This is a genomic window from Phaeobacter italicus, from assembly GCF_001258055.1.
GTDB classification, from domain to species: Bacteria; Pseudomonadota; Alphaproteobacteria; order Rhodobacterales; family Rhodobacteraceae; genus Phaeobacter; species Phaeobacter italicus.
Map to the genome: position 1 here is coordinate 139,092 of NZ_CVRM01000033.1, position 23,279 is coordinate 162,370.

Here is a 23,279-nt window from a genome sequence, read left to right on the forward strand (position 1 = left end):
GTCAGGCCACCTTTTTTTCGGACGCCGGATAGAGCGCTGCCTTGAAGGGATCCATGCCAACGCGGCGATAGGTCTCCAGGAAGGTCTCTTCCTCGGTTTCGCGGATGTCCAGATAGGTCAGAACGATGCGTTCTACCGCCGGGACGATTTCGTCATAGGCAAAGCCGGGACCGGTGCGGGTGCCGATGGCAGCGGTTTCGGTGGCATCGCCGCCCAGTGTGATCTGGTAGTTTTCCACACCTGCACGGTCGAGACCCAGAATACCGATGTGACCGACGTGGTGGTGGCCACAGGCGTTGATGCAGCCCGAGATCTTGATCTGCAGGTGGCCCACGTCATGCTCCAGCTTCAGGTCGTCAAAGCGGGTAGCGATTTCCTGAGCGACCGGGATCGAGCGGGCGGTTGCCAGCGCGCAGTAGTCCATGCCGGGGCAGGCGATGATGTCGGAGATCAGGCCGATATTGGCGGTGGCCAGACCGTGTTCCTTCAGCCGCGCATGGATCGCGGGCAGGTCGTTTTGATGGACATGCGGCAGGATCACATTCTGCTCGTGGCTGATGCGCAGTTCGCCATAGCCGTACTCTTCGGCCAGATCTGCCATCACGCGCATCTGCTCGGCGGTGGCATCGCCGGGCGTCTGGCCATGGGCCTTGATCGAGATGGTGACGATGCTGTGGTTGGCCGCCTTATGCGCGGTCAGGTTGGTGTCTGCCCAGGCGCGGAAGACCGGATCGGTCTGATAGGCGGCCTCATAGGCATCGGTGCCGCCAGAGCGGAAGGCGGGGTTTGCGAAATGGGCCTTGATCTCTTCGAACAGGGCCAGATCGGCGCCACCAAAGGTTGGGCGCACCAGCGCAAAACGCTCTTCGGTCAGCTCGCGGATCTTGTCGAGGCCCAGCTCATGCACGGTGATCTTGATGCGCGCCTTGTATTTGTTGTCGCGACGACCGTGCTGGTTCCAGACTGAAACCACGGATTCGATATAGGGCAGCAGGTCGTCCTGGCTGACAAAATCGTTCAGCACCTTGCCGATCATTGGCGTACGGCCAAGACCACCGCCCACAAGGATCTGATAGCCGGTCTCACCCGCGTCATTGCGCACGATGCGCACGGCGAGGTCATGGGCCTTGAGAACCGCGCGATCCTTTTCACCGGCAGAGACGGCGATCTTGAACTTGCGGCCCATGAACTGGAATTCCGGGTGATCGGTCGACCACTGACGGATCAGTTCCGCGATCGGGCGGGGGTCTTCGATCTCGTCCGCGGCGGCGCCGGCGAAATGGTCGGCGGTCACGTTGCGGATGGTGTTGCCGGAGGTCTGGATTGCGTGCAGGTTCACCTCTGCCAGCGCGTCCAGCATGTCCGGCACGTCCTTCAGCTTGGGCCAGTTGTACTGGATGTTCTGACGGGTGGTGAAATGGCCATAGCCCTTGTCCCACTTTTCCGCCAGCAGCGCGAGCTGGCGCATCTGGTTGGCAGACAGCGTGCCATAGGGGATCGCAACCCGCAGCATATAGGCGTGCAGCTGCAGATACAGACCGTTCATCAGGCGCAGGGGCTTGAACTCGTCCTCGGTCAGCGAGCCGTCAATGCGGCGCTCGACCTGGGCACGGAACTGGCGGTTGCGCTCTTCCAGGAAGGCAGTGTCGAAGTCGTTGTACTTATACATTGGCTGCGGCCTCCTGTTTGCCGTGGCGGTAGTTCGATGGGCCGGTGCGGCGGAAATCTTCGCGGAAATGGGTGGGCTCGGGGCCGTTGGCGCCTGCCTTGGCGTCGGTCAGGTAGATGCCCACAACGCGCAGCGCGTCTTTTTCGGCTTCGATCAGGCGCAGCTGGGCTTCGGCCTCGTCCTCGATCAGCTCGGCCTGCGACATCTCGCGGGTCCAGCTGTTGTCGGCGGTGTAATAGATCACATCGCCTTCAAGCAGGTCGTTGGCGGTGATGATTTTCGGCGTAAAGGGGCGGGGCATTATGCGAGCTCCATTTTCAAGTCACTCAGGGCCTGGGCGCTGGCGCGCGGGGCAAGGCCAAGAAAAGTCAGCGCCGGGCCGGTCAGATTGGCCGCGGCAAGATCGGTGGGCAGGCGGTCCAGCGTGGTTTCAATCACCCGCTGATCTGCCCGCGAGGCGTTTTCGACAAGGGTCACGGGGGTTGCGCGATCGGCGCCGTGCATGATCAGGCGGCCCTGCACGAAGCGGGCGGATTTCTTGCCCATATAGATCGCGGCAACCTCGCCGGGGCGGGCCAGTGCGGCCCAGTCGTGATCGGCAAAGCCCTTCATGTCGTGGCCGGTCAGAAACCGCACAGAGGCATTGCGGCCCCGTTGCGTCAGGCTTTGACCAATGGAGGCCACGGCCGCAGAGGCGGCGGTGATGCCCGGCATGATCTGATAGCCGATGCCAGCAGCTTCACAGGCGGTCAGCTCTTCATCGAGACGGCCAAAGACGGTGGGATCGCCGGACTTCAGGCGCAGGACCTTTTTACCGGTGCGGGCATGGGCCACCATGCGGGCGCAGATCTCTTCCTGGCTGACCTGCGGTCCAAATCCCTCTTTGCCGACGTCTTCCAGCTGCGCCTGCGGCCCGGCAAGAGCCATGATCTCGGCGCTGACCAGACGATCAAAGAGGATCACATCCGCCTCTTGCAGCGCGCGCGCCACTTTGAGGGTCAACAGATCAGGATCGCCGGGGCCGGAGCCAGCAAAGGCCACTTCGCCCGCAACCAGCCCACAACAGCGCCCGGCCTGCTGGGGCAGGGGCTTGTGGGAAGTGGTGTTGATGGGACCGGTCATGTTGGGCCTCGTCTCTGTTGCTGGATGCGCCGGTTTGGGGGCGTCGGGTGTGTTTGACTTGTCCCTAGATATAGGAAATATTCCCTGTTATGCGCTACGTGCTGCGGCAAATAAGGAAAATCGTTCCAATCGGTGACGCAATCAGTCTGGTTGGTCCCGAAACAAGGAGAAAACAGGAATGACAGTGCGGATTGACGCCACAGACAGGAAAATCCTGGCAGAGCTGCAACGCGATGCAGGCCAATCGCTGGATGAAATCGCTCGTCGGGTGGGCAGTTCCAAGACCCCGGTGTGGAATCGTATCCGCAAATTGCGCGAGGCAGGCGTCATTGGCCGGCAGACCATGGTGCTGGATGCAGAGTCGCTGGGATTTGAGGCCTGTTTCTTTGTTCTGATCCGCACATCGGAACATGAAGCGGAGTGGCAGGCCAAATTCCTCAAGGCGCTGCGCGACCGCCCCGAAGTGCAGGAGGCGCACCGGCTGGCGGGGGACATCGACTATATCCTGAAGGTGCGGGTCAAGAACGCCCGGGCCTATGATGTTTTCTATCAGGCGCTGATTTCCGAGGTGAAGGTGCACAACGTCACCGCGTTGTTGTCGATGGAGGAAATCAAATCGACCACGCTTTTGCCATTGGAGGCGGTGGCCACCGATTGACGGGGTGGTGACCAGAAGGGGGAACAGAAGGGGGCGCTGCCCCCTCGGCGCGCTGCGCCTCTCCCCCGGAGTATTTTGGGAAAGATGACGGGCGCGGGTGCGCAGAGGGGGCGGTCAAATCCCTTGCACCAAGTCCCTTGCATGGGGCGGCGGGCTCTGGGATAGCTTGGCTGTTTTCAGTTGAGCCCCTTTGATCATGACCCATCCGATTGCCCCGGCACAGGACCGCAGCCCGGTTCGCGCGCGGATCCTGTTTTTGCTGCTGTTGTTCAGCGGCACCATCTGCACGGCGATGACACTGCCGTTCATGAGCTATTTTCTAGTTGAGGGGCTGGGCCAGGCGCCTTGGGTCATTTCGGTGTACTCGGTGCTGGCCATCAGCGTGACCTTGACGGCGAACCGGCTGTTTGCGCGCCGCATCGATGCAGGCGCGCGGGTGTTTCCACTGGTGGGGCTGGCGGCTGCTGGCTTTGTGCTGGCGGCAGGGGCGCTGGCGCTCAAACCTGCGCTTTGGGTGCTGCTGAGCCTTGGGGTGCTGGGCTTTGGCATGTCGTCCAGCGCGATTTCCACCATGTTCAGCCTTGGCGGTCACATGGCAGAGCGTCATGCCGTGTCGCGGGTGCAGTTCAATTCGCATATGCGGGCCACCACTTCGACGGCCTGGATGATCGGGCCCGCGTTGAGTTTTCTGATCGCGGACGGCTTTGGTGCGCGCGCGGTGTTTGTGGCGGCGCTGATGGCGGCGGCGGTTTATGTGGCGCTGTGGTGGCTGACCTTGCCGCGGGAGATCACGGCCGCGGCACCGGAGCAGAGCGCGCGCCGGACCCCGGCACAGGGGCAGGCCGTGGATCAGCCGGGGGCCCGCAGCTCTGCCGTCGGGGCCGGGCCTCTGTCGCGAGAGATCTGGCTCGCGGCTGTGTTTGTTTTTTCCCTGTCGTTGGCCCATGCGGCGACATTTTCCGCTTTGCCGGTATTTTTCGTTCAGGAGGTCGGGCTTCCGGGCTATGCACCGGGGGTTGCCTTTAGCATGAAGACCTTTGTCGAGGTCATTGCGATTTTCTCGACACCCTGGGTGATTGCACGGTTTGGCATGTGGCGGGCGCTGCTGGCGGTGACCTGTCTGGCGATCGTGACGATCCAGCTGCTGGCCTTGGTGGAGACCTTTGCCCAGATGATGGCCGGGGCTGCGCTGGAGGGGCTTTATTATGGGTTCTACGCAAGTCTCGGCATCAGCTATGTGCAGTCGTTCGCCAAGGACGCCCCCGCGCGGGCCACGGCGATCTATTGGAACGCCCTGATGATGAGCGGCATTTTGGCAGGTCCGGCAGTGGGGGTGATTGCCCAGGCTTATGATTTCCAGACCGTGATCCGCAGCGCGTCGCTGGTGGCGATCGTGGCCTGTGTCGTGCTTATCCTGGGGCGGCCCAAGACGCCTGCGTGATGGCGTACTCAGGGCTGGCCAAACAGGGCAGCCAAATCCGCTTGGACAGGGCAGGTGGCGGGCCAAGCGGCCCGCCGGCTCTGTGTCACACCTCGACCATCAGGCGGGTCAGCCCGTGGAAGTGGTAGGTGTTGTTGTATTCCGGGGCCGCGGCCAGTTTCAGGTTCGGGCAGCGCTCAAACAGGATGGGCAGGGCGATCTGCATTTCCATCCGTGCCAGTGGCGCGCCGACGCAGAAATGCAGACCACCGCCGAAGCTCTGGTTGACCTTTGGCGGGCGCGTGGGGTCAAAACGCTCCGGATCCTCCAGCAGCTCCGGGTCACGGTTGGCCGCAGCCAGCAACAAGGCCACCTCGTCGCCGAGTTTGAAAGTATGGCCGAACATCTCGACCTCTTCATAGGCGTAGCGGGTGAACATGTGCAGCGGCGGGTCATAGCGCAGGATTTCCTCGACCAGCCCCTCGATCCCCTCGGGTGACAGCCAAGCGGCGTCCCAGCCCTGTTGCAGCATGGTTTTCACGCCATTGCCCAGCGAATGCACCGTGGCCTCGTGGCCTGCGTTCAGCAACAGGATGCAGGTGCCGATCAGCTCGTCCGTCGACAGGCTCTCGCCGTCTTCTTCGGCCTGGATGAGGCGGGTGATGAGATCCTCGCCCGGGGTCTTGCGGCGTTCATCCACATAGGTGGTGAGGAAGTCGATGAACTCCTGGCTGGCGCGGGCGGCGGCGTGTTCTGTCACTTCGGTGCGCGAGGCCTGATACATCGCCACCATCTTGTGTGACCAGTCCAGCAGTTGCGGCGCCATATCGGTCGGCACGCCCAAAAGGCGGCAGATCGCGATCACCGGCACCTGGGTGCAGTAGGTCGACAGCAGATCAAACGGCGCGTCCTTGGGAAAGCTGTCGATCAGCTCATGGCAGAGGCTGTCCAGGCCCGGCGCCAGCGCCTTGATTTCGCGGCTGGTGAAGGCGCGCAGGATCAGACGGCGCAGGCGGGTGTGGCGGGGAGGTTCCGCATCCAAGAGCGAATGGGCCTCGACCTGCATGAACGGGGCGAGATGGGCCGGGCTTTCCTTTGCCATCTCTGGCGGGATTTCGCGGCCAAAGCGGCGGTCGCGCAAAAGCATGTGGACAGCAGCATGTGAAAAGGCTGCAACCATCTTGTAGTCCTGCCAGAAATGCAGATGTCCCTCGGCCCGTGCAGCGGCGTAAAAGCCATAGGGCGATTGGACGAAATCGGGATCGGTGGGGGATTGAGTCAATGTCTTCATCCGCGCAGCTTTTGCCAAGGCGGCTGGTCAATGCAAGGGGGGCTTTGCTACTGTGCGGCCAATGACGCAATTTCACGCACATCGGTGGATCATTCTGGCGCTTCTTTTGGGGGCGGTGGCGGCTGTGGCCGGGGGCGTTTACCGGCTGGGATATCGCCAAGCGCTTGATTCGCTTGCCGAACGCAGTGCCGCGGATCTGGAACTGGCGTCGGACCGGGTCACCACGCAGTTGCAGGTCTATCAGGAGCTGGCGGTTTTGATGGCCGATCACCCGACGCTCAAGCGGCTGGACCGGGCAGAGGCGCGTGCAGCGGCGCAGGGGCTGTTGCGCGAGGTGGCGGACAAGACAGCGGCGCTGGATGTGTTCTTTGTCGACAGGCAGGGACGGGTGGTTGTGGCCGCCGAGGGGGTGATGGGGCGCGATGTGACCCAGAGCGACTATTTCCAGCGCGCGATGCAGGGCGCGCTGGGCACCGGGTATGGCGTGCTGCAGCCGGGAGGGCGGCGCGCCTATATCTACGCGGCGCCTGATTTCGACGTGGATCGCCGGGTGCGCGGGGCGCTGGTGGTGGTCGCCGATGTCGAGGATGTGGAACAGACCTGGCGCGGGTCGCTGCCTGCGGTGTTTTTCACCAACCGGGGTGGTGAGGTGTTCATCGCCAACCGGCGCGAGCTGTTGTTCTGGCAGCGCAGCACCGCGGGGCCGGGTCTGTTGCCACCGGATGGCCGGCAGGTGGCGCTGCGCTCCTGGCTGGAAGGGCCGCATGAGATCTGGGATCTGCGCTGGTCGCCCTATCTGCCGGAACGCGCCCTGCATCTGTCGGTGAACCTGCCGCAGATTGGTATGGTGGGCGAGATCCTCGTGGATGTGGCCCCTGCACAGCGTCTGGCGGGGTTGCAGGCGGCGGCGGTGGCCGCGATCGTGCTGGCGCTTGGGGCGATGCTGGTGCTCGCGATTGAGCGGCGCCGGACGCTGGCGGAGGCAAATGCCGTTCTGGAGAGCCGGGTGGAGGCGCGCACACGGGCATTGTCGGCCACCAACATGCGGCTGACCCGCGAGGTGCAGGAACGTCAGGAGGCCGAGGCCGCGCTGAAGCGCGCGCAGGAGGATCTGGTGCAGGCGGGCAAACTGTCAGCGCTGGGGCAGATGTCGGCGGGGATCAGTCACGAGCTGAATCAGCCTTTGATGGCGATCCAGCAATATGCCGAAAACGGCGAGGCGTTTGTGGCGCGCGGCAAGCCGGAGCGGGCAGGAGAGAACCTTGGCCGCATTGCCCAGATGGCGGGTCGGATGGCGCGGATCATCAAGAACCTGCGCGCCTTTGCCCGCAATGAAAGCGAGCCGATGGGGCGGGTCGATCTGGGGCAGGTGATTGCATCCGCGATTGAGCTGACAGAGCCGCGTCTTCGGCAGGACCGGGTTGACCTGATCTGGCAGCCACCTGCGGAGCCGGTCTTTGCCTGGGGGGGAGAGGTGCGGCTGTCGCAGGTGTTTGTGAACCTCATCAACAATGCGGCGGACGCGATGCTGGATCAGGAACAGCGCGAAATCCACATCGCGATTGAGACACGTCAGGATGACGGCGGTGTGGATGCAGGCGGGCGGCTGGCGGTTACGGTGCGCGATATTGGCCCCGGTCTGAAGGAGCCCGAGAAGATTTTCGAGCCGTTCTATTCCACCAAGGCGGTGGGCGGCGCGGATGGCATGGGGCTGGGGTTGTCGATTTCCTACGGGCTGGTGCAGAGCTTTGGCGGCCATATCCGCGGGACCAACACAGGCACTGGCGCAGAGTTCACGGTAGAGCTGGATCGCTGGCGCGACCAGGCGCAGACCGTTACGGGACAACAGGCTGGCCAACAGGCCAATCAGCAGGCCGAACAACGGGCCAAACAACGGGATGAACTGGCATGACCAATCGGGTTTTGGTGGTGGATGATGATGCGGCGGTGCGCGCGGCGTTGGGGCAGACGCTGGAGCTGGCGGAATGTGATGCCATCACCGTGGGATCCTTTGTGGCGGCCAAGGATCTGATCACGCCTGATTTTGACGGTGTGATCCTGTCGGACATGCGAATGCCGGGGCGCGATGGGTTTCATCTGCTGCGCTATGTGCGCGAGGTGGACGCGGATCTGCCGGTGATCCTGCTGACCGGCGAGGGCGATATTCCCATGGCGGTGCAGGCGATGGCCGAAGGCGCCTTTGATTTTCTCGAAAAACCCTGCGCCAGCGCGGATCTGATGGCGGTGGTGCGTCGGGCGCTGAAAACGCGGGCGCTGGTGCGGGAAAACCGCGCCCTGAAGTCGCGACTGGAAAGCGGCGATCCGGCAGCGCGGATGATCTTTGGCACCTCGCCGCAGGTGGAAGAGCTGCGCGCGCGGGCCCGCGCGGTGGCGGCCACAGGAGCCGAGGTGCTGGTGACCGGTGCGCCGGGGGGCGGAATTTCCAAGGTGGCGGAGGTCATTCACCTGATGTCGCCGCGCGGGCAGGGGCCGTTTGTGAAACGTCCGGCGGCGGGGCTCAGTGCGGAAGGGTTTGCAGACCTGTGCCGCGAGGCCGCGGGGGGATCGCTGTACCTTGATGAAATCGCCGCCCTGCCAAGTGAAACGCAATATGCCATGTTGGAGGCGTTGGAGCAGGGCATCGAGGCGCGGGTTCTTGTGGGCTCGGTTGCGGATCTGGCGCAGGAGGCGGCAGAGGGGCGGTTTCTGGCCGATCTTTTCTACCGCCTTGATGTGATGCGGGTGCGCATTCCGGCGCTGTCAGAGCGGCCCGAGGACATACCGGTGCTGTTCAGCCACTATGTCGCCCAGGCCGCCGAGCAGGCAGGCATCGCCACGCCGGATATCCCGCAGGAGCATCTGGCGGCGCTGATGGCGCAGGACTGGCCCGGCAATGCGCGTTCGCTGATGTCGGCGGCGATGCGGTTTGTGCTGGGGATGCCGGAGGAAGCGGCGCAGTCGGCGGAGCTGGGGCTGGCCGAGCAATTGGCGCAGGTCGAACGCTCGCTGCTTATTGCGGCGCTCGGACGGCAGAACGGCAATGCCTCTGCCGCGGCCAAAGCCCTGAAGCTGCCGCGCAAGACGTTTTATGACAAGCTGGCGCGCTATGGCATCCGGCCTGAGGACTATCGCCGCTGAGGGCTCTGTCCCGGCTTCTGGTGTGGTCCGCGTCCTGTGACAGGCGCGGGGCAGAAGGTGGCGGCGCCGCCAGAGCCCCGATCAGGGGCAGGGGCGGAGGGGGATGGGGCCGCGTGTCGGTCGGCCCCATGTTCGTCAACCAGTGTCAACATCGGTCATGTGAACGCCCGTGGTGTGCAGCAGCGCTGCAGCGACGGGCCGGTCTCCGGTTTGCAGCCTGTGCCAGAGGCTGCTTTGTTGGGGTGATGTGCCAAATCACCCCGGTGTCGCGACAAAGGCCAGTCTGACAGACCCGAATGAACAGATCGCGTCCAATGCGTGCGCAGCCCAGGCAACACCCGGCAGGCATCCGGTCATTTTGCTGCGCGCGGCGGGGTTTGAGTATTTGTGGAAAGATGACGGGCGCTGATTCCGTTTGCAGAAATGTCCAGCGCTAACAGGGTGTGCGGATTTTCGCACATGTTGGCAGCAGCCTTGTGCGGGAAATCGCACAGCTTAGTGACAGCGGGCGGGTTTGCCATTGAGGTGCGCTGCGTAAGCATCGGTTTTTCCACGGGAATTTAGATTTTTTCAAGGGCGGCACGGAACCCTTGAGCAGAGGGCGCAGGCCCGTGATGCTGCATCTGGGGTCTTCGCCTTGGCGGAGGCTATGGAGAAATTCCGGGAGGAAAGACATGAAATTCGTAACTGCTGCCGCCACCGCTGTGGCGCTGACCATGAGTGCCGGGACCGCAATGGCGGCCTGTGATGATGGCGAAATCGTCGTCAAGTTCAGCCATGTGACCAACACCGACAAGCACCCCAAGGGGATTGCCGCCTCGCTGCTGGAAAAGCGCATCAACGAAGAGATGAACGGCACCATGTGCCTGGAGGTCTATCCGAACTCCACGCTGTACAACGACAACAAGGTGCTGGAAGCGATGCTGCAGGGCGATGTCCAGCTGGCCGCGCCGAGCCTGTCGAAGTTTGAAAAGTTCACCAAGCAGTTCCGCCTGTTCGACCTGCCGTTCATGTTCAAGAACATCGATGCGGTTGATGCCTTCCAGGCGTCTGAAAACGGTCAGGCGATGCTGGATTCCATGCAGCGCCGCGGCCTGCAGGGCCTGGCCTATTGGCACAATGGCATGAAGCAGATGTCGGCCAACAAGCCGCTGATCGAGCCTTCTGACGCCAATGGTCTGAAGTTCCGCGTGCAGTCGTCTGACGTGCTGGTCGCCCAGATGGAAGCCATCGGTGGCAGCCCGCAGAAAATGGCCTTTTCCGAAGTCTACGGCGCGCTGCAGCAGGGTGTTGTGGACGGGCAGGAAAACACCTGGTCCAACATCTACGGCAAGAAGTTCTTTGAGGTGCAGGATGGTGTGACCGAAACCAACCACGGTGCGCTGGATTATCTGGTGGTGACCTCTGTCGACTGGCTCGACAGCCTGGAGCCGGAAGTGCGCGACCAGTTCCTGACCATCCTGGGCGAAGTTACCGCGACGCGGAACGCCGAATCCACCAAGGTGAACGGTGAGGCGCGTCAGGCCATCATCGATGCCGGTGGTGTTGTGCGCGAGCTGACACCGGAGCAGCGCGCGGCCTGGGTCGATGCAATGAAGCCGGTCTGGGACAAGTTCGCAGGTGACGTGGGTCAGGACATGATCGACGCGGCGCAGGCCATCAACGCAGGCATGTAAGCCCGCAATCAAATGAAATCAGGGGCCGGCGCCATGATGCGCCCGCCCCAACCTATCGGCGGCGGATCGGCCCCGATATCCAGTTTCCAAACATGTCGGGGAGAGAAAGATGGCGGGGGCAAAACCTGGCCCGAGCGGCTTTATCCATAAGCTCGAAGAAACCCTGATCGCGCTGTTGCTGGGCCTGATGGCTCTGATCACCTTTGCCAATGTGATTGCGCGATTTGTCTTTAATTCCAATATCCTGTGGGCGCTTGAGCTGACGGTGTTTCTCTTTGCCTGGTTGGTGCTGTTGGGGGCGTCTTATGCGGTCAAGGTCCATGCCCATCTGGGGGTGGATGCGGTTTTGAACATGCTGGCCCCTCCGGCGCGCCGGGTCATCGGACTCATTTCTGTGACCTGCTGCCTGGTGTTTTCGCTGCTGCTGCTGAAAGGCGCCTATGACTATTGGGCGGTCTTTGCAGATCTGCCGCCCACCTCGGGGCGTTGGTTCCCGACGGGGTTCGACATGAAGGCCCGCAGCCAGAGTTTCTATGAGGTGCAGGATGTGCCGATGGTGAGCTTTCTGCGCTTTCTCGAAGATCTGATCAACTATGGCGACGCCTACGAGAAGCTGCCCAAGGTGGTGCCGTATCTGGTGTTGCCAGTGTCGATGCTGTTGCTGGTGGTGCGCTTTGCGCAGGCGGCCTTGCAGATCCTGCGGGGAGAGACAGACCGTCTGGTGGCGAGCCACGAAGTTGAAGATGAGATCGCCGAAGTACAGGCGCAGCGCGGGGAGCACGACTGATGGACGTTGTACTGCTGTTTTCCATGGTCATTGGCCTGTTGCTGATCGGGGTGCCGATTGCGGTGGCGCTTGGCCTCAGCTCGACGTTGTTCCTGCTGATCTATTCCGACAGCTCGCTGGCATCGGTTGCAGGCACGCTGTTTGAGGCCTTTGAGGGGCATTTCACGCTGCTGGCGATCCCGTTCTTTATCCTTGCGTCGTCCTTCATGACGACGGGTGGCGTGGCGCGACGGATCATCCGGTTTTCCATCGCCTGTGTTGGCCATCTGCCGGGTGGTCTGGCGATTGCGGGTGTTTTTGCCTGTATGCTGTTTGCCGCCCTGTCCGGCTCCTCCCCTGCAACCGTGGTGGCGATTGGCTCTATCGTGATCGCAGGCATGCGTCAGGTGGGCTATACCAAGGAATTCGCGGCCGGTGTGATCTGTAACGCAGGCACGCTGGGCATCCTGATCCCGCCCTCCATCGTCATGGTGGTCTATGCGGCTGCGGTCGAAGTCTCTGTCGGGCGGATGTTCCTTGCGGGTGTCATTCCGGGCCTGATGGCGGGCTTGATGCTGATGGTGACCATCTATGTGATGGCCAAGGTCAAGAACCTGCCCAAGGGTGAGTGGCTCGGCTGGGGAGAGATCTTTACCTCAGCGCGTGAGGCCGGTTGGGGCCTGTTCCTGATCGTCATCATTCTGGGCGGCATCTATGGCGGGATCTTTACCCCCACCGAGGCCGCAGCTGTTGCGGCGGTCTATGCCTTCTTCATTGCGTGCTTTGTCTATAAAGACATGGGCCCGCTGTCCAATGGCGAAGGGGAGGCAAAGACGCCGCTGCTGAAGAAGCCGCATGCGTTGATCACCGCCTTTTTCCACAGCGATACGAAACACACGCTGTTTGAGGCGGGCAAGCTGACCGTCACACTGCTGTTCGTGATTGCCAATGCGCTGATCCTGAAGCATGTGCTGACAGATGAGCAAGTGCCGCAGCATATCGCTAATGCGATGTTGTCGGCAGGTTTCGGCCCGGTGATGTTCCTGGTTGTGGTGAATGTCATCCTGCTGATTGGCGGTCAGTTCATGGAGCCCTCGGGTCTTCTGGTAATCGTGGCGCCGCTGGTGTTTCCGATTGCCATCGAACTGGGGATCGATCCGATCCATCTGGGCATCATCATGGTGGTCAACATGGAAATCGGCATGATCACACCGCCGGTGGGGCTGAACCTCTTCGTGACTTCGGGCGTGGCGGGGATGCCGATGATGGGCGTGGTGAAGGCGGCTCTGCCGTTCCTGGCGGTGCTCTTCGTCTTCCTCATCATGATTACCTATATCCCCTGGCTGTCGACCGTTTTGCCCAATGCGGTCATGGGGCCGGAGATCATTACCAAGTAGGCCGGCATCGGCAGGTTCGTATGAGTGGATAACGAGTAAGGCGCCCTGGGAGACCGGGGCGCCTTTTTTGTTTGGGATCAGGGGGCTGGGCGAAGAAAAAGGGGCTTTGCCCCTCTGCGCGGGCGCGCATTCACCCCAGAGTATTTGTGGAAAGATGACGATGCGGCGGTGCGCCTGGTCTTGTCATCTTTCCCTTAAATACTCAGCTGCGCCTCAGCTGGCGTCGAGCGCGGCGGTGATGGGGGCAAAATCGGCGGCCTTGAGGCTGGCGCCGCCCACAAGCGCGCCGTCCACATGGGCCACTGCAAAGATGTCATCGGCGTTGGAGGCTTTGACAGACCCGCCATAGAGCAGGCGGATGGCATTGGCTGTCTCGCCGCCAAAGCGCTGGATCAGGCTGTTGCGCAGGTCATTGTGCACCTCTGCGATCTGGGCAACCGTGGGCACCTTGCCGGTGCCGATGGCCCAGACCGGTTCATAGGCAACCACCACGGTGTCACCGGTGCTGTCATCGGGGAGCGAGCCGTCGAGCTGGCTGCGTACCACATCAAGGGTCTTGCCGTTTTCGCGCTCTTCGAGGGTTTCGCCCACACAGATCACCGCAGTGAGCCCGGCGGCAATGGCGGCTTCGGCCTTGGCGCGGACCTCGGCGTCGGTTTCGCCATGATCGGCGCGGCGTTCGGAATGGCCGAGGATCACCGCGCTGGCGCCGGCATCGCGCAGCATTTCGGCGCTGACGTCACCGGTATGGGCACCGGAGGTTGCGGCGTGGCAGTCCTGCCCGCCGAGGGTGACATGGCTGGCGGACAGGCGATCGGCGGCACGTGACAGAAGCGTGGCAGGTGGGCAGATCAGCACCTCAGCGCGGGCTTCGCGGGTGGCCTCTGCCAGGGCGGCCAGCTCATCAAGCGCAGCTGCGGTTCCGTTCATTTTCCAATTGCCTGCTGCAAGTTTGCGCCGCATGTGGTGATCTCCCTTGGGTTTTCTGCTGTGTCATTCAGCGTTGAGGGGGCGGGCCTTGGCCCTGTTAGCGCTGTTGGTAGCATCCTTGCCGGGGCAGAACAATTCGCCAGAAGGCAATCATCAGACAACAGTCATTCGCCCCCAGTGCCCAGACCAAAGTAACCAGGCCGAAGCCGTCCGAAGGTCATTACAGGGTGGGGCGTGGTGGATGGAGGGTTTGCGCGCGGCAAGGCCATCGCACGAAAAACGGGACGGATGGGGAATCCGTCCCGTTTCAATCTGGTTTGATGCTGTCGCAAGCTTGCAAGACTGTGTGGATCCAGCTGAGCGGCGGGCCAGTCCAGTGGGGTCAGTCCAGTGCGGTGTTGGTCCAGTGTGGTGCCAGTCCAGTGAAGTGCCAGCCAAGTGTCTGTCCAAGGGCAAGCACGGCGCCGCGCAGATGGGTCAGCCTGCGGGCATGTCCTTGAAGCTGATGGATTCGCCGCAGCCACAGGCCTCTGCCACATTGGGGTTGTTGAACTTGAACCCGGCTTCCAGAAGCGAGACCTCATAGTCGATTTCGGTCCCAAAGAGGAACATCTGCGCCATGGGGGCGATCAGGACACGGGCGCCATCCTGTTCGACAACCTCGTCGTTGGGGTCGGCTTCGTCCACATATTCCATGGTGTATTCCATGCCCGCACAGCCGCCCTTTTTGACGCCGATGCGCAGGCCGGAATGACCACCCTTGTCCATCAGTTTGGCGATCTGAGCGGCCGCCTTGTCGGTGATTGTGACCGCTTGTTTGCCGGGGATACCGAACATTTCATACTCCAATGTCGCGCGTTACTGCGTAATTTAGGGGGTGTGGGGCTGCGGCTCAAGAGGGGAGCGGATCACAGCCCCATGCAATTGGCATAATAGGTGACCGTTGCGGGCCAGTCGGAAAACACGCCCACGACGCCCACATCCTGTGCCAGCACATCCAGTACCTGATAGGTGGCTGCGTCCGAGGTGATGGCCTCGGCCACCGACTGGTAGTACCAGCCGCCGCCATTGTGCAGGGGGCCGGAACGTTCGAGCGTCCAGGTGATGATGTTCAGCCCTGCCTCACGGGCTTGGATCGCATAGGGAGAGGGCGCCATCTGGCCGTCCTTCAGCGTCAGCAGCATCCAGATCGGCGGGGCGATGTAGTTGACGCCCATCTCTTTCAGCTCTGCCATGCTGGGGCGGAAGCTGGCCGGGTCCATCGGGTCCAGTTTGCCTTCGTCGTCATCGTGGCGGGCAAAGCGATCATCGAGATAGACCGCCTGTTTGCCAAAGTCCGGCGTGTGTTCGATCCAGTATTTGATGTCGCTGAGGTCAAAGCTCTGCACCCAGACGTCCTGTGGCGGGATGCCTGCCTCGACATATGCGTCGATCAGTTTCTGGGCATAGTTCTCCTGGGTCATCCCGTTGAAGGGCATCTGCACGGCGGGCGCCTTGAGCTCGGGGGTGAATTTCACCCCCAGATCACGAAAGAGCGCAACACTGTCGGCATGGGTCATCAGCGTGGCGCCGTTTCCGTAAAGCGTGCTGCGCCAGGGGGCGAGGCCCTGCTGATAGGCGCTGGGGGTGGTGGCCTTTGGGTCGCGGCTGTCGAATTTCGGGGTGAGGCTCTGGAATTCGGCGAGGGTGAGGTCGCTTGTGCGGCATTCGGCGCTGGCGGGGGCGCTGTCGGTGGCCGGTTCAAACCCCATGTAGCAGCGCTCGGCCAGATCCGTGGTCAGGATGTTGGTGGTTGTGTGCAGGTCGTTCTGAGCATGCCGACAGACCAGTTCGAGATCCTTGGTAAAGGTGACATCGCATTCCAGGATGCCCGCCCCCATGCGCGCGGCGGCTGTGTTGCTTTGGACGGTGTGTTCGGGAAACATCAGCGGGGCGCCACGGTGGGCGATGGAGAAATCGGTGGGCGTGGGGGTCTGCTGCGCGCAGGATTGCAGTTTTGTCTTCAGCGGGCCATCGGGGAGGGCATCCACCAGATAGGCCGGGCGCTGGCCATAGCTGAGAGCGATTGACGGGCTGTCTGCCGCCGCGGTCTGGGGCAGCTGTGTGAGCGTCGCAAGGGCGAGGGACAGGCTGATGGAAAGGCTTCTGTTGCAAAAGACGGGGCGGGGCACGCGGGCAATCTCCTGATCTTGGGGCGCGGGGCAAATGGCGGCGCGCATCTGAAACGGTCGGAAACGGAATTTGGAAATGAAACGGGCCGGTTGCTCCGGCCTTGGTGGTATCTAGCTTGCAGTCCCGGTTGGACCAGTGGTGATTGGGCGGGCCGGGTTGCCTGCGACGGTTGCCCCTGCAGGAACGTCGCGGGTGACGATCGCGCCAGCGCCGATGGTCGCGCCGTCCCCAATTGTCACACCGGGCAGGATGATGGCACCGCCGCCGATCCAGACCTGAGCACCAATGGTGATCGGGCGGCCAAATTCCCGTCCCGAGGCACGCGCAGCGGGGTCGCGAGGGTGGTCTGCGGTCAGGATCTGGACATAGGGGCCGATTTCGGTGCCATCGCCGATGCGGATTTCGCACACGTCGAGCAGCACGCAGCCGAAATTCATGAACACGCCGCGACCCAGGTGAATGTTGCGGCCATAGTCCACATAGAATGGCGCGCGCAATTCGCAGGGGGTGCCATAGCTGCCGATCAGCTGGTCCAGCAGGCTGTGGCGTACTGTGACCTCGGCGTCGATGGTGGCGTTATAGGCGCGCATCACCTGCTGGGCATGGGTGCGGTCTGCCACCAATTCGGGGTCGCTCGCGTCATAGAGCGCCCCCGATAGCATCTTTTGCTTTTCGCTGAGCGCCACGGCCTACATGAAGCCGAGTTCGAGACGGGCCTCGTCTGACATCATCTCCATTCCCCAGGGCGGCTCCCAGGTGAGTTCGACATCGCAGCTCTTGACGCCGGGAACGGGGGTGACGGCGTCGATGATCCAGCCAGGCATGTCGCCTGCCACCGGACAGCCCGGCGCGGTCAGGGTCATGATGATCTGCACGTCGTTCTCGTCTGAGATGTGGATCGTGTAGATCAGGCCGAGTTCGTAGATATTCACCGGAATTTCAGGGTCATAGACCGTGCGGCACGCCTCTACCACCGCGTCAAACAGCGGATGGTTCACGGAAGAAGGGGCGATAAGGGGGGTGCCTTCCAGTGGCTCGGATGCGTTGGTCATTTGGGCCTCGGTTCGTTTCCTGAGTGTTTATATAGGGAAGCTGGCCCTGAGGGTCCAGTGGCGGATGACGGCAGGACGCGGGGCTGTTCCGGGTTTGGGGGGTTCATTCCCCTTCAGGTTGCGGATAGTGTTTCGTCAAATTTGAAAAAGTGGATTTCAGACAAAATGTGGATCAAGGGCCTGTCCGGCAGTTTCTTTCGCGGATTTCCCGGAACGCAGGAGATTTCCGCGTTTCACTTCCAGGACACATCTGGTGGGTTCGCGCAGGTTTCTGGCCCCAATGGTGCGCAATTCAAGCCCTATAGCGCGCCCTATGAGGCATTTGGTCAGACGCTCATCTCTGGGGAGGTGACATCTGCGACGGGGCAGACCCTGGGGTATGAAGTCTATTCGCTGGATACAAAGACCAGCATCGTCAGCCTGTTTGCGGATATCGCGGCGGGGGATGGGCCTTCATTCTTTGACTTTGACAAGGCCTTTGGTGGGCTGGGTGGTGACCGTTATGTGGTCGCCGTCACGGGCGGAAAAAAGGCTATCCCGACGGTTTTGCGCGCAGATGGGACCTGGACTCATTTTGCGACCTTCTTTTCCGGATATGACAGTTTTGCTGATGCGCGTTTTGTGGGTCGGCGTGGTGACGCCTATCTCATGATCGCAGATGCCAATGGGGAAAATGGGGGGCGGCTGTTTGAGATTGATCCTGTTGCAGGACGATACACCCAGTACGGCGAGTTTGATCGAAGTGTTTCGGGGTGGAGCGTCAGCAATGTCTACCAGGTTGAAGATCGCCTCTTTGCCCAGATTTACACGTCCGCCTACGGGCGGGAGCTGTGGGAGCTGAAGGACGGCGTTTGGTCCCTGTTCGACGATCATTCACCGGGGGGTGGCTATGGCTCTCCGTCTTATGCGTTTACCCAGAATGGCGAGCATTACTTCACAGCTGTGAATGATGCCTATGGTCGTGAGTTGTACCGGCTGACCGAAGATGGTTTTTCGCTCGCGATCGATTTTGTCCCGGGACGTGGGAATGGCGCAGTGCTGTTGCGGTCGTTCAGGCTGGGAGAGCAGATCTATGTGAAAAGTGACGACACTGATGACATTTATCGCATTGATGAGACCGGAACGATTGAAACTGTCAACGGGCTGGGGGCCGACGAACGGCTTCCTTGGCCGGACATAATTATCGATTTCGATACCTCTGGTGTCCGCCAATACATGAACTCCGACGCGAGAGGGCTGGCCTATGCGATCCGGAATGGCGAGTTGGTCCCGTTGGAGTTGCCCTCGCCGGATGTAACGCTCCACGGTGTACAGAACGGAACGCTCTATGCGTCAGCTCGCAGTGACGGGGGCCTCTCTCTCTACGCGCTGAGCGAAAGCGGCGATTGGGTGGTCATCTACACCAGTGATTACAGCGAAACCGATGGTCATACCGCGAGGATAAACAGCCTGTCGCCGATCGGCGGTGGACAGGGCGGTGACGTCTGGTGGGGCGATGACAGCGACGAGACGGTCATCGCGCGGGCGGAGGGCAGCACTCTGTTGGGCCGTGGTGGCCATGACGTGCTGACAGGGCACGAGGGTGAGGACCATCTGATCGGCGGGGTCGGGCGGGACAGTCTGAGCGGCGGTCGCGGTCGCGATTACCTGTCTGGTGGCAACGGTCACGACCAACTGAGCGGAAATGCCGGTGCTGATACCCTGTTGGGGCAAGCGGGATCTGATGTTCTGGCAGGTGGTTTTGGTCGTGACCTTATGCGTGGTGGACAGGGGTTTGACACCCTGCGCGCAGGTGCGGGCCACGACACCCTGAAGGGGGGCAGCCATGGCGATACGCTTTTGGGCGGTGCCGGACGCGACAGGCTGTTTGGCGAGGCAGGGCACGATGTGCTGGCGGGCGGCTTCGGCGCTGACAGACTGGCGGGCGGGCGCGGAAATGATGTGCTGAGCGGCGGGGTTGGCAGCGATGTGTTTGTCTTTTCGCGGGGGCGAAATGGCGATGATCTGGTCAAGGATTTCGCAGATGGGCTCGACCGGCTGCAGTTTACAGGCCAGAGCATGGCCGATCTGTCCATTGAACAGCAGGGCGATGGCGCGCGTATCAGCTGGGCCGGGGGATCTGTGGTGCTGGAGGGCGTGGATGCTGATCTCTTGGACAGTGGCGATTTCCTGTTCTGAGGCCGGATTTGTGACAAGACGCGCCAAGAGGGCAGCGGCATGACGCGCCCATCAAGCGGCGCGGACCGGCTCTTGGGGCTGGATCTGGCGCGATATGTTGCCTTTGTTGGGATGGTCATCGTCAATTTCAAGATTGCGATGGGCGCCGAAGGGGGCGCGGGGCTGGCGGCTGCTGTGACCTCTGCGATCGAGGGGCGGGCAGCGGCCACCTTTGTGGTGCTGGCAGGCATCGGTCTGGGGCTTGCAGGGCAGGCCGGGCTGGCGCAGACGGGCGCGGTGACGTTGCGCAGGGCGCTGTTTCTTCTGGCGCTTGGCCTTGTGAACATGACGATATTCGAAGCAGATATCCTGCATTACTACGCGGTTTACTTTGTCTTTGGCGTTGCCCTGCTGCGGCTGAGTTCTGCGGGGCTGATCGCGGTCATGGCTGGGCTGAACGGGCTCGCGCTGGTCATGATCCTGAGCCTTGATTTCGATCAGGGGTGGGATTGGCAGAGCTATCACTATGCGGATTTCTGGACAGCGGCGGGGGTTGTGCGGAACCTGTTTTTCAATGGCTGGCATCCGGTTGTGCCCTGGCTTGGGTTTCTGGTGTTTGGGGTGCTGCTGAGCCGTCAGGCGCTGGCACAGCGGGCGGTTCAGTTGTGGCTGGTGCTGGGCGGTGTTCTGGCTGTTGCGCTGGCTGAGGCGGGCAGCAGCATGCTGGCGCCTGTCTTGGCGTCGATAGATCCTGAACTGGCAGCGCTGGCAGGCACTGATCCGGTGCCTGCGACGGTCTTTTACTTTGTCGCGGGCTGTGGAGCTGCCGCAGCTGTGGTTGGCGCCTGCCTGCTGCTGGCGGGTCCGCTGGCGCGGGTTGGGCTGGTGTCGCTGCTGGTGCCTGCGGGGCGTCAGACGCTGACGCTATATATTGCGCATATCGTTCTGGGGATGGGAGCGCTTGAGGCGCTGGGCCTTTTGGGCGGGCGCAGCGTGCAAGAGGCGCTGATGGCGGCGCTGGTGTTTTGTGCCGTGGCCACGGTTTATGCGGTGTTGTGGGCGCGGTTGCTCAAACGGGGGCCGATTGAGGCGGCGATGCGTCGGATCGCCGGATAGGACCGCGCGCAAAGAAAACAGGCCGCCAGGGGGGCAGCCTGTTTGGTGGCGATCAGCCGTCGTTGATGTCGTGGTCGAATGTTTTGACCTGGCCTTTTGGCCCCTTGAAACTGCGGCGCAGAACAAGCCACGCCACCAGAGAAAGCCCGGAAAAGACCAGCAGGAGCACGGGCAATGTCATGCTGCCTGCGGCGCTGAGGGCGACCAGAAGGCCGGTGATGGCTGCACCGATGGCAAAGCCGAGGAACAGGAAGCCCGGCGCCAGGACCTCTATGATGGCAAGGCCGATGGCGGCCGCTACCCAGACCCACCACAATTCCCAGAGCGCGGTCATTTGCCGGGGCCTTTGAGCATGTTGAAGGCGTTGCCAAAGGCCTCCAGCGCGTTGGCTGGCACCAGAATGGTCTGCTTGCCATCGCCATCGCCGAGCGCGTTCAACGCCTCGACCTGCTTCAGCGCGACCTGATACTGGGCTGCCTCCAGACCGTTTTCCGCAATCGCCTTGGCCACCACTTCGGTCGCGTAGGCTTCGGCGTCGGCCTGAATGCGGCGGGCCTTGGCGGTTTGTTCGGCTGCATATAGTTCGGCATCAGCCGCCAGTTCGACCGCACGTTTCTGGCCCTCGGCCTTGGTGACTTCGGCGCGGCGGGCGCGTTCGGCATTGAGCTGCTGCAGCATCGCATCACGAGTAGCCTGATCGAGGTTCACGTCCAGGATTTCGGCGCGGGTGACCTCAATGCCCCAGTCATCCACGGCGCTTTCCACGCTTTTCTGGATCTGTGCGATCAGTTGCGAGCGGTTGGACTGCACTTCGTCCAGATCCATCTTGCCGATCTCTGCGCGGACAATGCCTGCAACCGTTGTGGCAATAGCGCCATCCACGTCGCGGATCCGGTAAACGGTCTTTTCCGGCTCAAGGATGCGGTAGAAGACGGAGGTGTCGATCTGCACCAGCACGTTGTCCTTGGTGATGGCGTCCTGTGTCGCGTTCGGCAACTGGCGTTCGAGGATCGACACCTTATGCGCCACGGAATCCAGAAGCGGGACGATGAAATTGATGCCGGGGCCAAGCACGGCGTGCAGACGGCCAAACCGCTCAACCACGTATTTCTCGGATTGCGGCACGATGCGCACGCCTTTGACCACCAGAATGACCAACAGGAGGGCGCCGAGAAGGAAAATGATGTTCTCGCCAATCAGGCTGAGGATAAGGTCTTCGCTCATGCGGGTGTCCTTCAATGAATGTATGCTATGGTATGCATTTGGGTGTCGCGCGGTTGATTTTCAAGATCTTGTGATCTGTCACGAGGAGGCCGGCGCAATGCGGCGGCGCAGTGGGGTGGGGCGGACGCGGTTCTCGATTTCGTCGTAGATCAGCCCGGCGATGTTCTTTGTGGAGGTGCGTTCGATCCCCTCAAGACCGGGGGAGGAGTTCACCTCCAGCACCTTTGGGCCGGTTTCCGAACGCAGCAGATCCACACCCGCCACATTGAGCCCAAAGGCGCGGGCGGCCTGCACGGCGGTGGCGCGCTCTTCCTTGCTGATGCGCACGGATGTGGCGCTGCCGCCGAGATGGAGGTTGGAGCGAAAATCCCCCTCAGCCCCTGAGCGTTTCATTGCCGCGACAACCCGCGAGCCGACGACAAGGCAGCGGATGTCCTCGCCTGCGGCTTCCTTGACGAATTGCTGCACGAGAAAGTTTGCCTTGAGCCCACGGAAGGCGGTGATGACACTTTCCGCCGCTTTCTTGGTTTCGGCCAGAACCACGCCTTTGCCCTGGGTGCTCTCCAGCAGCTTGACGATCAGGGGCGCACCGCCTGCGATATTGATCAGGTTTGCGGTGTCCTTGGGCGAGGCGGCAAAGGCGGTGGAGGGCATGCCGATCCGGTGACGTGCCAGCACCTGATGGGCGTGCAGCTTGTCGCGGCTGGCGGTGATGCCGTCAGAGCCGTTGACGCAGAATGTGCCCAGCGTTTCGAACTGCCGCAAAAGCGCGGTGCCGTATTGGGTGATGGATGCGCCGATGCGCGGGATCACGGCGTCATAGCGGGGCAGGCGTTTGCCGTCATAGTGGATTTCCGGCGCCAGCGCATTGATTGCCATATAACAGCGGGTGGTATTGATGACCTCAACCGTATGACCCCGCGCCTCGCCCTCTTCGACGAGGCGGCGGGTGGAATAATTGTCTTCGCGGCTAAGAACAGCGATGCGCAGCGCCCGTTTGGGGGCGGATTTGCGGATGCTGGCGGAGGAATAGACCGAGTAATCCAGTTCTGGCTGGCAGAGCCGTTCGGCAGGCACGACGCTGATATTGTCGGTCAGCGCCTGACGGCCAAGCAGCATATGAAGCGCCATGCCGCTGCGGTCGGTGAGCGTCAGTTCGATCGGCCACTGGTGCCCGGCAATCGCCAGGTTGGTTTCGATCACATAGCGCAGCTCGCTCTCGCCATTGGAGGAGGTCACATCGCGACGGTCCTTGATCACGGCGGAGCAGGGGATCGCAAGATCGAACTGACCCGGAATGGGATGCACGAGAAAGCGGACCTTGGGGGCGTTCTGCGGCCCGAAGGTTTCGATTTCGGTGGCATGGAGCGACGAGGTGCGGGCCCCTGTGTCGACCTTGACCCGCAACGCAGGCAGGCCGAGATCGGGCAGGCCGACCCATTCTTCCCATCCGAGTTTCAATGTTGGCGCCTGGTCTGCTGTGGACATGCG

Annotated in this window: 21 protein-coding genes; 9 read left to right on the forward strand and 12 right to left on the reverse strand. The window is 62.0% G+C overall.

What is annotated here, in order from left to right; all coding sequences use genetic code 11:
- Position 1: 1 nt before the first annotated feature.
- From NIT7645_RS15610 to cobA, 3 genes are read right to left on the reverse strand one after another with little or no spacing between them, the layout of a single operon-like run.
- Positions 2-1,669, reverse strand: coding sequence for a nitrite/sulfite reductase (locus NIT7645_RS15610; RefSeq protein ID WP_008561135.1), 1,668 nt, complete (start codon positions 1,667-1,669; stop codon positions 2-4).
- Positions 1,662-1,970 (reverse strand): DUF2849 domain-containing protein, encoded by a 309-nt coding sequence (locus NIT7645_RS15615; protein ID WP_008563087.1) that lies wholly within the window; start codon positions 1,968-1,970, stop codon positions 1,662-1,664. Before NIT7645_RS15615 ends, NIT7645_RS15610 begins: the two co-directional genes overlap by 8 nt.
- On the reverse strand, positions 1,970-2,791 hold the full coding sequence (gene cobA, locus NIT7645_RS15620) for a uroporphyrinogen-III C-methyltransferase (RefSeq protein ID WP_008559923.1): 822 nt from the start codon (positions 2,789-2,791) through the stop codon (positions 1,970-1,972). Before cobA ends, NIT7645_RS15615 begins: the two co-directional genes overlap by 1 nt.
- A gap of 178 nt (positions 2,792-2,969) precedes the next feature.
- Between cobA and NIT7645_RS15625 the strand changes: the two genes are divergently transcribed.
- The gene (locus tag NIT7645_RS15625; RefSeq protein WP_008561313.1) at positions 2,970-3,449 is read left to right on the forward strand and encodes an Lrp/AsnC family transcriptional regulator; all 480 of its coding nucleotides are present in this window, start codon (positions 2,970-2,972) and stop codon (positions 3,447-3,449) included.
- Between the two features lie 196 nt (positions 3,450-3,645).
- Entirely contained in the window at positions 3,646-4,890 is a 1,245-nt protein-coding gene (locus tag NIT7645_RS15630; RefSeq protein ID WP_037302219.1) for an MFS transporter, read from the forward strand.
- A gap of 85 nt (positions 4,891-4,975) precedes the next feature.
- Here NIT7645_RS15630 and NIT7645_RS15635 read toward each other — a convergent pair whose 3' ends face one another.
- Entirely contained in the window at positions 4,976-6,160 is a 1,185-nt protein-coding gene (locus NIT7645_RS15635) for a cytochrome P450 (RefSeq protein ID WP_050687487.1), read from the reverse strand.
- Between the two features lie 61 nt (positions 6,161-6,221).
- Here NIT7645_RS15635 and NIT7645_RS15640 point away from each other — a divergent pair, with 61 nt between their 5' ends.
- The 5 genes from NIT7645_RS15640 to NIT7645_RS15660 all read left to right on the forward strand — a co-directional run bounded on the left by NIT7645_RS15640 (position 6,222) and on the right by NIT7645_RS15660 (position 13,137).
- Positions 6,222-8,072 carry a sensor histidine kinase gene (locus NIT7645_RS15640; protein ID WP_110732374.1) on the forward strand — a complete coding sequence of 617 codons (1,851 nt, stop codon included), beginning with the start codon at positions 6,222-6,224 and terminating at the stop codon, positions 8,070-8,072.
- On the forward strand, positions 8,069-9,298 hold the full coding sequence (locus NIT7645_RS15645) for a sigma-54-dependent transcriptional regulator (RefSeq protein WP_008562930.1): 1,230 nt from the start codon (positions 8,069-8,071) through the stop codon (positions 9,296-9,298). The genes NIT7645_RS15640 and NIT7645_RS15645 overlap by 4 nt, the downstream gene beginning before the upstream one ends.
- 674 nt (positions 9,299-9,972) lie before the next feature.
- Positions 9,973-10,974 carry a DctP family TRAP transporter solute-binding subunit gene (locus NIT7645_RS15650; RefSeq protein WP_008559009.1) on the forward strand — a complete coding sequence of 334 codons (1,002 nt, stop codon included), beginning with the start codon at positions 9,973-9,975 and terminating at the stop codon, positions 10,972-10,974.
- A gap of 109 nt (positions 10,975-11,083) precedes the next feature.
- Positions 11,084-11,761: a TRAP transporter small permease gene (locus NIT7645_RS15655; RefSeq protein ID WP_008562644.1), complete on the forward strand. Its 678-nt coding sequence runs from the start codon at positions 11,084-11,086 to the stop codon at positions 11,759-11,761.
- The gene (locus NIT7645_RS15660; RefSeq protein ID WP_008561068.1) at positions 11,761-13,137 is read left to right on the forward strand and encodes a TRAP transporter large permease; all 1,377 of its coding nucleotides are present in this window, start codon (positions 11,761-11,763) and stop codon (positions 13,135-13,137) included. Before NIT7645_RS15655 ends, NIT7645_RS15660 begins: the two co-directional genes overlap by 1 nt.
- Before the next feature lie 213 nt (positions 13,138-13,350).
- Here NIT7645_RS15660 and tpiA read toward each other — a convergent pair whose 3' ends face one another.
- The 5 genes from tpiA to NIT7645_RS15685 form a co-directional block, all read right to left on the reverse strand.
- A complete protein-coding gene (tpiA, locus tag NIT7645_RS15665; RefSeq protein ID WP_008559861.1) occupies positions 13,351-14,100 on the reverse strand; it encodes a triose-phosphate isomerase in 750 nt (249 codons plus the stop codon).
- A gap of 444 nt (positions 14,101-14,544) precedes the next feature.
- Positions 14,545-14,904: a HesB/IscA family protein gene (locus NIT7645_RS15670; protein ID WP_008561193.1), complete on the reverse strand. Its 360-nt coding sequence runs from the start codon at positions 14,902-14,904 to the stop codon at positions 14,545-14,547.
- A 71-nt stretch (positions 14,905-14,975) separates the two neighbouring features.
- Positions 14,976-16,286, reverse strand: coding sequence for a glycerophosphodiester phosphodiesterase family protein (locus NIT7645_RS15675; RefSeq protein ID WP_008562173.1), 1,311 nt, complete (start codon positions 16,284-16,286; stop codon positions 14,976-14,978).
- Positions 16,287-16,349: 63 nt separating this feature from the next.
- Positions 16,350-16,901 (reverse strand): sugar O-acetyltransferase, encoded by a 552-nt coding sequence (locus NIT7645_RS15680; RefSeq protein ID WP_207383208.1) that lies wholly within the window; start codon positions 16,899-16,901, stop codon positions 16,350-16,352.
- 27 nt (positions 16,902-16,928) lie between these two features.
- Positions 16,929-17,291 carry an SUF system Fe-S cluster assembly protein gene (locus NIT7645_RS15685; RefSeq protein WP_050687489.1) on the reverse strand — a complete coding sequence of 121 codons (363 nt, stop codon included), beginning with the start codon at positions 17,289-17,291 and terminating at the stop codon, positions 16,929-16,931.
- Positions 17,292-17,456: 165 nt separating this feature from the next.
- Here NIT7645_RS15685 and NIT7645_RS15690 point away from each other — a divergent pair, with 165 nt between their 5' ends.
- Positions 17,457-19,469, forward strand: coding sequence for a calcium-binding protein (locus tag NIT7645_RS15690; RefSeq protein WP_050687491.1), 2,013 nt, complete (start codon positions 17,457-17,459; stop codon positions 19,467-19,469).
- Positions 19,470-19,508: 39 nt separating this feature from the next.
- Positions 19,509-20,564: a DUF418 domain-containing protein gene (locus NIT7645_RS15695; RefSeq protein ID WP_050687493.1), complete on the forward strand. Its 1,056-nt coding sequence runs from the start codon at positions 19,509-19,511 to the stop codon at positions 20,562-20,564.
- Positions 20,565-20,616: 52 nt separating this feature from the next.
- Here NIT7645_RS15695 and NIT7645_RS15700 read toward each other — a convergent pair whose 3' ends face one another.
- The 3 genes from NIT7645_RS15700 to rimK all read right to left on the reverse strand — a co-directional run bounded on the left by NIT7645_RS15700 (position 20,617) and on the right by rimK (position 23,276).
- A complete protein-coding gene (locus NIT7645_RS15700; RefSeq protein ID WP_008561948.1) occupies positions 20,617-20,898 on the reverse strand; it encodes an NfeD family protein in 282 nt (93 codons plus the stop codon).
- Positions 20,895-21,788 (reverse strand): SPFH domain-containing protein, encoded by an 894-nt coding sequence (locus NIT7645_RS15705; RefSeq protein WP_008561972.1) that lies wholly within the window; start codon positions 21,786-21,788, stop codon positions 20,895-20,897. The genes NIT7645_RS15700 and NIT7645_RS15705 overlap by 4 nt, the downstream gene beginning before the upstream one ends.
- 78 nt (positions 21,789-21,866) lie before the next feature.
- Positions 21,867-23,276 carry a 30S ribosomal protein S6--L-glutamate ligase gene (rimK, locus tag NIT7645_RS15710; protein WP_008559048.1) on the reverse strand — a complete coding sequence of 470 codons (1,410 nt, stop codon included), beginning with the start codon at positions 23,274-23,276 and terminating at the stop codon, positions 21,867-21,869.
- Positions 23,277-23,279: the final 3 nt, after the last annotated feature.

Excerpts from the sequence above, each read along its gene's own strand:
- NIT7645_RS15610 (WP_008561135.1), bottom strand. The coding sequence starts at position 1,669 with ATGTATAAGTACAACGACTTCGACACTGCCTTCCTGGAAGAGCGCAAC.
- NIT7645_RS15615 (WP_008563087.1), bottom strand. The coding sequence starts at position 1,970 with ATGCCCCGCCCCTTTACGCCGAAAATCATCACCGCCAACGACCTGCTT.
- cobA (WP_008559923.1), bottom strand. The coding sequence starts at position 2,791 with ATGACCGGTCCCATCAACACCACTTCCCACAAGCCCCTGCCCCAGCAG.
- NIT7645_RS15625 (WP_008561313.1), top strand. The coding sequence starts at position 2,970 with ATGACAGTGCGGATTGACGCCACAGACAGGAAAATCCTGGCAGAGCTG.
- NIT7645_RS15630 (WP_037302219.1), top strand. The coding sequence starts at position 3,646 with ATGACCCATCCGATTGCCCCGGCACAGGACCGCAGCCCGGTTCGCGCG.
- NIT7645_RS15635 (WP_050687487.1), bottom strand. The coding sequence starts at position 6,160 with ATGAAGACATTGACTCAATCCCCCACCGATCCCGATTTCGTCCAATCG.
- NIT7645_RS15640 (WP_110732374.1), top strand. The coding sequence starts at position 6,222 with ATGACGCAATTTCACGCACATCGGTGGATCATTCTGGCGCTTCTTTTG.
- NIT7645_RS15645 (WP_008562930.1), top strand. The coding sequence starts at position 8,069 with ATGACCAATCGGGTTTTGGTGGTGGATGATGATGCGGCGGTGCGCGCG.
- NIT7645_RS15650 (WP_008559009.1), top strand. The coding sequence starts at position 9,973 with ATGAAATTCGTAACTGCTGCCGCCACCGCTGTGGCGCTGACCATGAGT.
- NIT7645_RS15655 (WP_008562644.1), top strand. The coding sequence starts at position 11,084 with ATGGCGGGGGCAAAACCTGGCCCGAGCGGCTTTATCCATAAGCTCGAA.
- NIT7645_RS15660 (WP_008561068.1), top strand. The coding sequence starts at position 11,761 with ATGGACGTTGTACTGCTGTTTTCCATGGTCATTGGCCTGTTGCTGATC.
- tpiA (WP_008559861.1), bottom strand. The coding sequence starts at position 14,100 with ATGCGGCGCAAACTTGCAGCAGGCAATTGGAAAATGAACGGAACCGCA.
- NIT7645_RS15670 (WP_008561193.1), bottom strand. The coding sequence starts at position 14,904 with ATGTTCGGTATCCCCGGCAAACAAGCGGTCACAATCACCGACAAGGCG.
- NIT7645_RS15675 (WP_008562173.1), bottom strand. The coding sequence starts at position 16,286 with ATGCGCGCCGCCATTTGCCCCGCGCCCCAAGATCAGGAGATTGCCCGC.
- NIT7645_RS15680 (WP_207383208.1), bottom strand. The coding sequence starts at position 16,901 with ATGCTATCGGGGGCGCTCTATGACGCGAGCGACCCCGAATTGGTGGCA.
- NIT7645_RS15685 (WP_050687489.1), bottom strand. The coding sequence starts at position 17,291 with ATGACCAACGCATCCGAGCCACTGGAAGGCACCCCCCTTATCGCCCCT.
- NIT7645_RS15690 (WP_050687491.1), top strand. The coding sequence starts at position 17,457 with ATGTGGATCAAGGGCCTGTCCGGCAGTTTCTTTCGCGGATTTCCCGGA.
- NIT7645_RS15695 (WP_050687493.1), top strand. The coding sequence starts at position 19,509 with ATGACGCGCCCATCAAGCGGCGCGGACCGGCTCTTGGGGCTGGATCTG.
- NIT7645_RS15700 (WP_008561948.1), bottom strand. The coding sequence starts at position 20,898 with ATGACCGCGCTCTGGGAATTGTGGTGGGTCTGGGTAGCGGCCGCCATC.
- NIT7645_RS15705 (WP_008561972.1), bottom strand. The coding sequence starts at position 21,788 with ATGAGCGAAGACCTTATCCTCAGCCTGATTGGCGAGAACATCATTTTC.
- rimK (WP_008559048.1), bottom strand. The coding sequence starts at position 23,276 with ATGTCCACAGCAGACCAGGCGCCAACATTGAAACTCGGATGGGAAGAA.